This window comes from Collinsella aerofaciens (assembly GCF_018785245.1).
In the GTDB taxonomy this organism is placed as follows: Bacteria; Actinomycetota; Coriobacteriia; order Coriobacteriales; family Coriobacteriaceae; genus Collinsella; species Collinsella aerofaciens_AD.
Window position 1 is genome coordinate 133605 of record NZ_WQPL01000022.1, and the last position, 11493, is coordinate 145097.

At 61.2% G+C, this 11493-nt stretch carries 8 protein-coding genes; 5 read left to right on the forward strand and 3 right to left on the reverse strand.

Annotated features, from left to right (window positions below; translation table 11 throughout):
* The first annotated feature begins 116 nt into the window (after positions 1–116).
* Entirely contained in the window at positions 117–2885 is a 2769-nt protein-coding gene (gene mgtA / locus GPK39_RS05875) for a magnesium-translocating P-type ATPase (RefSeq protein WP_215674341.1), read from the forward strand.
* Positions 2886–3066: 181 nt separating this feature from the next.
* Here mgtA and GPK39_RS05880 read toward each other — a convergent pair whose 3' ends face one another.
* Entirely contained in the window at positions 3067–4611 is a 1545-nt protein-coding gene (locus GPK39_RS05880) for a helix-turn-helix transcriptional regulator (protein ID WP_215674343.1), read from the reverse strand.
* A gap of 362 nt (positions 4612–4973) precedes the next feature.
* Between GPK39_RS05880 and GPK39_RS05885 the strand changes: the two genes are divergently transcribed.
* From GPK39_RS05885 to GPK39_RS05900, 4 genes are all read left to right on the forward strand, one after another.
* Positions 4974–5711: a DUF4428 domain-containing protein gene (locus GPK39_RS05885; protein WP_215674345.1), complete on the forward strand. Its 738-nt coding sequence runs from the start codon at positions 4974–4976 to the stop codon at positions 5709–5711.
* A gap of 24 nt (positions 5712–5735) precedes the next feature.
* The gene (locus GPK39_RS05890; protein WP_215674347.1) at positions 5736–7058 is read left to right on the forward strand and encodes a hypothetical protein; all 1323 of its coding nucleotides are present in this window, start codon (positions 5736–5738) and stop codon (positions 7056–7058) included.
* A 48-nt stretch (positions 7059–7106) separates the two neighbouring features.
* Positions 7107–8348: an SPFH domain-containing protein gene (locus GPK39_RS05895; protein WP_215674349.1), complete on the forward strand. Its 1242-nt coding sequence runs from the start codon at positions 7107–7109 to the stop codon at positions 8346–8348.
* Positions 8349–8428: 80 nt separating this feature from the next.
* A complete protein-coding gene (locus tag GPK39_RS05900; protein WP_215674351.1) occupies positions 8429–9271 on the forward strand; it encodes a hypothetical protein in 843 nt (280 codons plus the stop codon).
* Positions 9272–9381: 110 nt separating this feature from the next.
* Here GPK39_RS05900 and GPK39_RS05905 read toward each other — a convergent pair whose 3' ends face one another.
* Together GPK39_RS05905 and GPK39_RS05910 are read right to left on the reverse strand one after the other, a co-directional pair.
* Positions 9382–10002, reverse strand: coding sequence for a response regulator transcription factor (locus tag GPK39_RS05905; protein ID WP_215674353.1), 621 nt, complete (start codon positions 10000–10002; stop codon positions 9382–9384).
* Positions 9999–11492: a sensor histidine kinase gene (locus GPK39_RS05910; RefSeq protein WP_338404399.1), complete on the reverse strand. Its 1494-nt coding sequence runs from the start codon at positions 11490–11492 to the stop codon at positions 9999–10001. Before GPK39_RS05910 ends, GPK39_RS05905 begins: the two co-directional genes overlap by 4 nt.
* Between the last annotated feature and the right edge of the window lies 1 nt (position 11493).

Sequence of the window (11493 nt, forward strand, 5' to 3'; positions counted from 1 at the left end):
ACCACAAAGATGCCTGCCCCCTTTGTGGTGGTTCGCGAGCATGACGTGAGCGACATCTAGGTTTTTTGCAATTCAATACGACACGTACGCTAACTCCCTTCGACAAGGAGGACCCTATGCTGATGCTCAAAACCGCCACGGTACTCGAAGCTATCTCCAAGCGCCGCCGCACGGCGCGCCCTGCCGCTCACACCGGCCTGTCCAAGAACACCATATTCGCCGCCACCCATAGCGCCGATGACGCCCTCGTTCTGCTCGATGCCACGGCAAACGGCCTCACCGCCAAGCAGGCAACCGAGCGTCTGGACGCCTCCGGCCCCAACACCATCGAGGCACCGACCAAAACGCTCGCCCGCCGTATCGCCGACGCCTTTGTCGACCCCTTCGCCGGCATCCTCGCCGCGCTCGCGCTGGTCTCGCTCTACATCGACGTGCTCGCCGTGCCCGAGCCGCAGCGCGACCCCTCCACGGTCATCGTCATCGGCATCATGTTGCTGGTATCGGGCGGTATGAAGTTTATCCAAGAAGCCCGCAGCGGCAATGCGGCCGAGGCCCTCAAGGACCTGGTCTCCAACACTTGCACCGCCCTGCGCGACGGCGAGCGCGTCGAGATCCCCTTCGACGAGCTCGTCCCCGGTGATGTGATCCGCCTCTCTGCCGGAGATATGGTGCCGGCCGATGCCCGCGTCATCACCGCGCGCGACCTGTTTGTGATCGAGTCCGCACTCACTGGCGAGAGCGAGGCCGTCGAGAAGACCACCGCCATCACCGTCGTCGAGAGTGCCGACGGCTCCGCGCTGCCACTCTCTGCCTGCAAGAACATCGTCTTTACCGGCACCTCCGTGCAAAACGGCACCGCCATTGCGCTTGTCGTTGCCACCGGTTCGGATACTTACCTGGGTGGCATCGCCAAGATGCTCAACGGGCGCGGCGAGAAGAGCGCGTTTGACCGCGGCGTCTCGAGCGTCTCCATGTTGCTCGTACGCCTCATGCTCGTTATGGCGCCGGCCGTCTTTGCCATCAACGCCGCCACCAAGGGCAACGCCATCGACGCGCTGCTGTTCGCCACGAGCGTGGCCGTGGGCATCACGCCGCAGATGCTTCCCGTCATCGTGACCACGAGCCTGTCGCAGGGCGCCAAGGACCTCGCCCGCCGCCAAGTAATCGTCAAGGAGCTGCCGGCGATTCAAAACCTCGGCGCGATGGACGTCCTGTGCTGCGACAAGACCGGCACCCTCACCGAAGACCGCATCGTGCTCGAGCGCTATCTCAGCACCGACGGCAACGAAGACGCACGCGTGCTGCGCCATGCATTTTTGAATAGCTTCTTCCAAACCGGCCTCAAAAATCTTATCGACCTGGCCGTAATCGACCGTGCCGATGTGACGCCCTCGACCGTCGTGCCCGATTCTATGCTGGGCCAGAGTCTGCGCGACTGCTATACCAAGGTCGACGAGGTTCCCTTCGATTTCTCGCGCCGTCGCCTGAGCGTAGTTGTCGCCGACGCCCAAGGCAAAACCCAGATGGTTACCAAGGGCGCTGCCGAGGAAATGCTCGAGATCTGCTCCTTTGTCGAGATCGATGGCATCGCTCAGCCGCTCACCGACGAGAAGCTCGCCCAGATTCGCAAGCAGATCGCCGGACTTAACGCCGAGGGCCTACGCGTAATTGCCGTGGCGCAGAAGACCAATCCGCGCTGCGTGGGCGAGTTTGGCATCGCCGACGAGTGCGACATGGTGCTGATGGGCTTTTTGGCCTTCCTCGATCCGCCCAAAGCAAGTGCCGCGGGCGCCGTCGCCACCCTCGAGGCCAAGGGCGTGGCGGTCAAGGTCCTAACCGGCGACAACGACCGCGTCGCCGCCACCGTCTGCGAGCAGATTGGTATCGATGCGAGCAACGTCTTGCTCGGCTCCGAGATCGATACGCTCGATGACGCCGAACTTGCCGAGCGCGCCGAGAAAACCCACCTCTTCGCCAAGCTCTCGCCGCTGCAGAAGGCGCGCCTGGTACGTGTCATGCGCGAGATGCTCGGCCACACCGTGGGCTTTATGGGCGACGGCATCAACGACGCCGCCGCCATGCGTGCGAGCGATTGCGGCATCTCGGTCGATTCGGCCGTCGATATTGCCAAGGAATCCGCCGATATCATCTTGCTTCAGAAGGACCTGGGCGTGCTCGAGCGCGGCATCATCGAAGGCCGCCGCACTTACGGCAACCTGCTCAAGTACCTCAAGACCACGGTGAGCTCCAACTTTGGCAATGTGCTGTCCGTGACCGTCGCGAGCCTGTTCTTGCCGTTTTTGCCCATGAGCGCCCTGCAGCTGGTACTGCTGTCGCTCGTCTACGAGATCGTGTGTATCGCACTGCCGTGGGACACCGTCGATGACGCCTGGACCGCCCGTCCGCGTGCCTGGGACGCTGCGTCCATCAAGGGCTTTATGCTCGAGCTGGGCCCCGTGAGCTCGCTGTTTGACATCGTGACCTTCGCCGCGCTCTTCTTTGTCGTGTGCCCCGCCGCCGTGGACGCAAGCTGGTCCGAGCTTGCCGCCGCGGGCGACGTCGCGGGTATGGCGACCTTTGCTGCGCTCTTCCAGAGCGGCTGGTTTGTCGAGTCCATGTGGTCGCAGACACTCGTGGTCCACATGTTGCGCTCCCCGCATCTGCCGAGCCCGCGCGACCACGCCGCGCCCGCATTGTGCGTTCTTACCGTGCTGGGCCTGGCGCTCGTCACCTGGCTGTCGGCAAGCCCCATCGCCGATGCGCTCGGCCTCATGCCGCTGCCCACGAGCTTTTTTGGGCTGCTCATTGGCATCGTTACCGCCTATATCGCGCTCACCCAGCTGGCAAAGCGCCGCTACATTGCCCGCCACGGCGAGCTGCTGTAGCAAGTAGACGGAAAACACCCTGCCAGCTGCCGTTGCCACTACCACAGCTGCCAACGCCGCTGCCGTTGCCTCTGCCGCCGCCGCAGTCTATCCCCCCAGCAGTTGCGGTGAAATAGTTCCTGTTTAAAGCCCCGTGACTTTAATTTAGGGACTATTCCACCGCAACTTATTGGGAGATTAGCTAGTCCTTGGGTGTCCAGGACCAGAAGAAGTTGATGAGGGCCACGCGCGAGGCGGTGCCGGTCTTTTTGTTGATCGAGGAAATGTGACGATAGAGCGTGGAGCGCGAAAGGAAAAGCGTTGTGGCGATGTCCTGAACGCTCTGGTCCGAAACGACCAAGACCTCAAGAATATCGTGCTCGCGCTCTGTAAGCCCAAAGGTGGCGACGAAAGCATCGAGGCGTTCATCGGACGTGAGCTCCGCCGCCTCCACGGGCTCGGGGTCGGGGCATGTGGGCGCAAGATCCCCACCAAGATCGTCGGTGGCAAGCGGCAGGCCATCCTGCATCACGGCATCATCGGCTCGTTGCCCCAACTGCCCCAGCAGCGTAATCGCAATGCCCACAAACATCACGAGCGCTGCACCGACCGCAGCCAGCACATTTTGACTCGAGATAATCGCCACTGCCGGCGCCGTCACGAACATCGAGCACACGTTGTTGACGACGCGACCCATGCACGGCCAAAAATATGACCAGCGCGCATAGAGCGAGACGGCGGCATATTTTGTGGTAAAGAACACCACGAAAAAGCCCGAGCCCAGATAAAAGATGATCGTGGCAGCAAGCTCGTTGCCGCCATTGCCATCGACGATGAGCACAAAGAACGAAAGCGTGGACAGTATGGCGGCGCATGTCATGCCGATATTCATATACGAACGGCCGTGCAGGTCAAATAGTGCGCCAGCGGCCAACGAGCTCACGACAAGCAGCAGGCGCGGCCAATCGCCCAAATCGACGGCTCCGACAGCATGCAAGGTCGTGAAGCCCGCGTTGAGAGCGGCGAATACGCCGGAAAGATACGCCGTCGCCACGGTCAGGCGAACTACGGCACGACGGAATGCCGCCTTTGCCTCGGGATCGTCTTGCCACTTGGCGCCATATTCCAAAGCATCTACCGAAAGCCCGGCAACACTGGGTTCAAAGCTGGGATCGGACTCGTCGCGCAGCTTGGCGCGTCGGGCACCGTGGAGCAACGCCACCTGCGCGATCGCACAGACGACCAGAACAGCCTGCTGAGGAATGCCGACAGGCATCACCATGTGGTTGATCACCTGTACCAGAACGCCCATGGCATAGGAAAGTGCGGCGGCGCGCGCCAGGCAGGGCGTCTGCGCAAAACGCCGCGCAAGATTGGCATGGGCGGTCGATCCGCAATAGCCCAGGGCGCAGCACGCCACCAGGCCGCCGGCAATTACTACCTCAAACCGCACTGCCGTAATCATCAGCAGCAACGCCGATACCAACAGCATGCCTGTAATATCGCTCGTCGCATCGATCGTCTGGGGAAGGCGATAGTACAGAAATGGGCGCACGAAAAAGCCAATCACGCTCGCGCCGACAACGATGCTCTCGTAGATGACGACCTCACTCGATGGCACGAACTCGGCCATGCGCACATCAAAGAGATACTCGCACGCCAAAAACGTGAAGAAGAACAGCGCCAGGCATATAATCTCCCGAATGCCCCGACGCAAATATGCGGTTGTGTCTCCCATGCCCCTCATGGTTAACCCCCCAGCCGCTCAATTGTCTGGAAATCTATTTTAATAAAGAACCAGTCTCAATATCGAAGCCAGGCTCGAAATGTTGCCAATTCGACCCCAGCCGTCCACATCACGCCGCGATTTTGAGCCGCATGGACCAGAAGGGACGCGCGCGATCTCTAGCTCGGCCAGGAGTGTCTCCAACTACCACTCATTTAAGTACGTCCCCAATGAGTGGCCGAAGAGTGTCCCCGGCGTCCAATCAAAAAATGGGCCATGTGTCCCAGTTGTGGAGACTCCTTGAGCCGTCTGGGTATCGCGAAGGATCGCGCACTCCCCCATCATCAAAAGTGACACACGCTACCAGTTGATGGGAGGCAGCCATGGGCTTCTTTGACAAGATGTTTGAGAAGAAAGAGTGCGCGATTTGCGGTACCGAGCTGGGACTTCTAGGTAAGACAAAAATCAATGAGGGCTACCTGTGCAAAGAGTGCGCCGGCAAGCTCTCCCCCTTCTTTGGCGGCTATCGCTCCAGCACCGCGGACGATATCCGTGAGCAACTCGCCTACCGCGAGGCCAATGCCGAGCGCCTGGCGTCGTTCAACCCCACGCGTACGCTTTCTGCCGGGCGCACCAATATTATGCTCGATGAGGACGCGGGCCTGCTGATCATCACTTCGCAGAGCCGCTGGCGCGACGCCAATCCCGACATCATCGAGTTCTCGCAGGTACTCGGCTGCGATATGGATATCGACGAGCAGCGCACCGAGATCTATCGCGAGACCAAGGACGGCGAGCGCGAGAGCTACAACCCGCCGCGCTACGACCTAGATTACGACTTTAATCTGACCATCCATGTCAACACGCCGTACTTTACCGAGATCAACCTGCGCGTGAACGACTCCACCATCGATCAGCGCGGCTCCATCGAATACCGCGAGGCCAAGCGCCAGGCAACCGAGGTCCGCGATGCGCTGGTGCAGCTGCGCCAGGAGACGCGCGACAGCGTCGTGGCCGCCAAGGCCCCCAAGACCGCGGTGACCTGCCCCTTCTGCGGAGCCACCACCATTCCCGATGCCAGCGGGCGCTGCGAATACTGCGGCGGCGCCATCGGCGCATAGCACCCGGCACGGAAAGGACCGATCATGGCCTTCGAGAGCGTTAACTATCAGTGCCCTGCCTGCGGTGGCCCCCTGCATTTTGCCAGCGCCGAGCAAAAGCTCGTCTGCGACTACTGTGACTCGCGCTTTGAAGTCGAAGAAGTCGAGGCCCTCTATCGCGAGCGCCAGGACAAGGCCGATGCCAAAGCCGATGCGGTAGCCGCGGCTCCCAAACCTGCTGCCGACGACGCGGTGCAGGAGCTCGCCCAAAACGCCGGCTACATCTGCTCGTCGTGCGGTGCCGAACTCGTGTCCGACGGCACCGTCGCCGTCACCACCTGCCCGTACTGCGGCAACTCCGCCGTGGCGCCCGGCCAGCTCTCTGGCGACTTCTCGCCCGACCTGGTGATTCCGTTTAAGCTCGGGCGCGATGACGTCACGGCCGCACTCAAGGAACACTACAAGGGCAAGATCTTGCTGCCCAAGAGCTTTGTCACCGGCAACCACATCGACGAGGTCCAAGGTGTCTACGTGCCGTTTTGGCTCTACGGCGCCCGCGTTGACGGCGAAGTGTACTTTGACGCGACCAACGAGACCGTGACCGAGGAATCCGACCGCACCGTCACGACCACCGACCACTACGATGCCTATCGCAAGGGCAATATCTCGTTTAAGCGCGTGCCCGTCGACGGATCATCCAAGATGCCCGACGGCCACATGGACGCCATCGAGCCGTTTGACTACGACGCACTGCGTCCGTTCTCGGTCGCATATATGCCCGGCTACATCGCCAACCGTTACGACGAGGACTGCGAGACTTGCAAGGCGCGCGCCGAGCGCCGTATGGAAGAAAGCACAATCTCGGCCCTGCGCGAAACCGTCGTCGACGAATATGACGATGCCACGGTCGAAAGCAAGCAGCTCGACTACACCTGGGAAGACAGCGACTATGCCCTGTTCCCCGTGTGGATGCTTTCCACCTCGTGGAACGGCAAGAGCTACCTGTTTGCCATGAACGGCCAAACCGGCCGTATGGTCGGCGAGCTTCCTTGCTCCAAGCCCAAGCTCGCTATCGCCTCGGTGCTGTTCTTTGTGATCGGATTTGTCCTCTCCCAGATCCTCTTCATGGGTGAGAACGCCTTCGATCCGGATTACCTCACCTTTGATATCGAGGGCATCCTCATCAACATCGTCGCGCCGCTGATCATCGTGGTCATCGCAGACGTGCTGCTGGTGGGCCAGCTCAAGACGGCCAACGAGGCCACCCACGCCGATTGCTACTGTGGCGAGCTCGACCTGACCGAGAAGCACGACACCTTCAGCCACACCGAGACCACCGTTGTCATGAAGGACGACAAGGACGATTAACCATCCTGACCAATACCACCCGGCCTTTGACGAGAAAGGAAGATCACCATGGGACTCTTGAAAGCTGGATTGGGTGCTGCCGGCGGCGTCATGGCCGACCAGTGGAAGGAATTTATCTACTGCGAATCGATGCCCGCTGACGTCTTGGCCTGCAAGGGCAGCAAGCGCACCGGCGGCCGCAGCTCCAACACGCGCGGCGAGGACAACGTCATCTCCAACGGCTCGGTCATCGCCGTCAACGACGGCCAGGGCATGCTCGTGGTGCAAAACGGCAAGATCATCGAAGTCGCGCTGGAGCCCGGTGAGTTCGTCTTCGATACCGGCAGCGAGCCGAGCGTCTTTAGCGGCAACCTGGGCGATTCCATCAAGGAGACCTTCGCCAATATCGGCAGCCGCTTTACCTTTGGCGGCGACGCGGGCAAAGACCAGCGCGTCTACTTCATCAACACCAAGGAGATCATCGGCAACAAGTACGGCACCGCCTCGCCCGTGCCCTTCCGCGTGGTCGACAACAACATCGGTCTGGACGTCGACATCTCCGTGCGCTGCAACGGCGAGTATTCGTACCGCATCACCAACCCGCTGCTGTTCTACACCAACGTGTGCGGCAACGTGACCGATAGCTACACGCGCGACAAGATCGACAGCCAGCTTAAGTCCGAGCTGCTCACCGCCCTGCAGCCCGCCTTTGCCAAGATCTCGGAGATGGGCATCCGCTACAGCGCCATCCCCGGCCACACCACCGAGCTCGCCCGCGCGCTCAACGAGGTCCTCTCTGCCGACTGGCGTGACCTGCGCGGCGTTGAGATCGTAAGCTTTGGCGTCAACTCCATCGCCGCCTCGCAAGAAGACGAGCAGATGATCAAGGACCTGCAGAAAGCCGCGGTCATGCGCGATCCCACCATGGCGGCAGCCAACATCGCCAGCGCCCAGAGCGATGCGATGCGCGCGGCAGCCGCCAACCCCAACGGCGCGATGGCAGGCTTTATGGGCATGGGCATGGCAGGTGGCATGGGCGGCATGAACGCCAGCCAGCTGTTCGCCGCCGGCCAGGCACAGCAGCAGGCCGCCCCGCAGCCGGCTCCGGCTCCCGCCCCCGCACCGGCTCCCGCCGCCGCACCTGCGGCCGGCACGTGGACTTGCAGCTGCGGCGACACCAACACCGGCAAGTTCTGCTCCGAGTGCGGCAGTCCCGCACCCGCCCCGGCACCGGCAAAGTGGTTCTGCCCCAACTGCGGCAGCGAAAACGGCGGCAAGTTCTGCAGCAACTGCGGAACGCCCCGGCCCTAGCCCCTCTATCTGGTAATTGGCGGGGGATCCGCCACCCCCGCATTTGCTTCTATGGGTTTCGTTCGATGAAGGAGGACACCATGAAGACAACGTTCAAAAAGTCCGTACTCGCATTTCTGACATGCGTCCTGGCGCTCGCCTTTGCCCTGACGGGCTGCAGCGGCGGCGGCAAAGACCCCAAGGCCAACTTCGTCGGCAGCTGGGAACTCTCGGGTGGAACCTTGGACGGCGAAGAGCTCACCGATGAGTACATGGATATGCTCAAGGAGTGGGGCCTCAACTGTATCCTGATCCTCGACGAAGACGGCACGGGCGTCCTCGACATGTTCCTTGAGGTCGCCGACCTGAAATGGGAGGCCAAGGACGCCACCACCGTAACGATTACCGCCGAAGATGAGTCGCACGACCTGAAACTCAAGGACGACAAGCTCGTCCTCGAGGTGGAAGGCGACAAGCTTATCTTTACGAAGTCCGACAAGGATCTGTCCGGTACGGTGAAGAAGGATCGCGAGAACGCCGAGAAGGAAGAAGAGATCGATGAGGCCGTCGAAGACGACGACGTCCAGAGCATCGAAATCTCCCCCGCCGTCACCGTCGCCGATGACGACCTGTGCACCATCACCATCACCGAGAAGTTCAAGGACGACTGGGGCGACATCGGCTTTGTCGTCAACATCACCAACAAGAGCGACAAGGACCTGACCTTCTACGCTCCTTCCGGCAAGACCAACGTCAACGGCACCATGAAGGAAGCCTGGTTCTCGGCTCACTTGATGCCCGGCACCAACGCCACCGAGGAATTCACGTTCTCGAAGGGCACGCTCGATAGCCTTGACGACCTCGTCAATACGACCATCGGCATCGACGCCTACCTGACCGATTCCTACGAGGACGTCGCCTCCTACAGCGCAACCATCGCGTAACGGCAGACACCGACAGCCGCGGATTGGCGGACACATCCGCGCACATGCCAGACGGGGCCGCAGGAGTTGATCCTGCGGCCCCACCGCTTTATGCCGATGCGTAACGAGCGCTAGCGCTCCATGTTGGGAACGATGCTGCCCTCCGTTACTGCGCGCACGGCCAAGCGCATGATGTTGTCGTAGCCGGTCTTATTGAGAATCTCCGAGATGCGGCGTTTGATGGTGCCCTCGCTCATAAACAGCTCGGCCGCGATCTCGCGGCGGCTTTTACCCTCGCAGGCAAGGCGCAAGATCGACAGCTCGACATCGTCGAGGGCCGCCGTGCCCGAGAAGATGCTCTCGGGCGGCTTGGGAAACGTGCAGTAACCCGCCAGCGTGGAGCGCATCACGGCGAAAAGCTCGTCGATACCGACGTTCTTGTACACAAAGCTGTCGACGCCCGCCTCGCGTGCCTGGTCCACAAAGGTGATTTCGGGCATACCCGTCATGATAATGACGCGGCACTCGGGCAGTTGTTCTTTGATGCGCGCCGCCGCCACGATGCCGTTGGAATCCTGCTCGGTGCACACGTCCATCAGTATCATGTCCGGGCGCTCCTTAAGCACAACGTCCAAGGCATCCGAGGCGTCGGCGATCGCGGCAACAACCGTCATGTCGGGCTGGTCACCGACGGAGCGCGCGAGGCTCTCGCGCAAGATAGCCTGGTCTTCGACGATTAACACGCGAATCATGAACTTCTCCTTTGGGCCGTGGCGCTGGAGGCGAGCGGGATGGACACCGTAAGCGTGAAGGGCGGGGCGGTGTGGACTTCCAGGCTGCCGCCCAGATTCTGTGCGACATGCCTCATACCTGGGATACCCGTTCCCTCGCGATACGATACGGGTGCAGGCGCGCCGTCGTTAGAAACGACCATCCGCGCGACAGCGCCGTCTTCTGTCCCCTCCTGCCACAGGCGCACATGGACCTGATGGGCTTGTGCATGCTTGGTGGCATTGGTCGAGGCTTCGCGGATAATCTGCAAAAATGCTGCGGCGACACGCGCGTCGTTTGGCAGCTCGCCCTCCACATCGATCTGCACGCTCACCAGGCCAAAGGCATGGACGATATCGCCCAGTTGCTCTGCCGGTTCGCTGTCGCCCCCGCTGCGCAGATCGGCAGCGATTGAGCGCAGCAGCGGGTCGATCTGCTCGAGTGACTCGTCATCCAGGCGCCCTTCCTCCAGATAACGATGGAGAATGGACAGGCGCTGCCCGATCACGTCGTGCACGCGAGCGCGCATACGCAGATAGGCCGCATTGTCAGCAACTTTTTTGACTTCTTCGATCTGGGCTTGGAGCTCTTGGCCCGCAAGCTCAAGCAGGTGGTTTGCTTGCGCCAAGCGGTCGTAGGCGTGTGCGTATTCCGTCACGTCCAAGCCGACGACGCGCTCGAACGGACGGCCCGAGACCGTAACGGAGTCACGCACGAACAGACGAATCTCAGAAGGAGAGATCTCGACCACGGCACGGTCGTGGCCAAAGCGGTCAAGGTCAATATGGGCGCGATTTGCGCTGCTTTCGGGCGTCTGCATGCTGAGCTTGCGAAGGTCACTCCACGTGCCGCTCATGTCGCGCAGGTCGGTGGGCATGCGAAGCTCCACCAGGTTTTTGCGCATGCAGCGGTTCATGAGCAGCGGGCGACCCTTTGGGTCCAGATACAAGATGCCCACAGGGATCACGTTGATGGTTTCGATGGTCGAGAACGCGGTAATGTCTTCCTGACGGTTGCGGACATCCATCAAAAGCGCCGCGATGGAGCGAAATAGGAAAAACGCACCCTCTGCAATAAGGACCACGGTCCACGCCGAGCCCATGAGGCACACCACCGGCGGCGTCGCGGCTGCAACGAGCAGCAGCTCGGCCAGCATGACGGGGCGACGATAGTGCGCCATAAGCACCGCGCCGTAGGCAAAGATTGCGGCATTGAGCCACAGCGCTCCGCCCATTGCCCTGGCACAAACGTCAAGCGGCGCCACCAGATATGAGCCAGACGACGCGAACAAGATGAGCGCCGAAATAACTAGGTGAAGCACAAGGCTCGCCTCGTAGGCACAAATCACCTTACGGTTATAGGACGAGCGGCGCGATGAAATGAGCGGGACGTGGATCGTCTGCAGACACGCAGCCAGGGCAAAGACAACATCGAGCGCAACGATTTGGGGAAGGATGAGCGAAATCTGCATC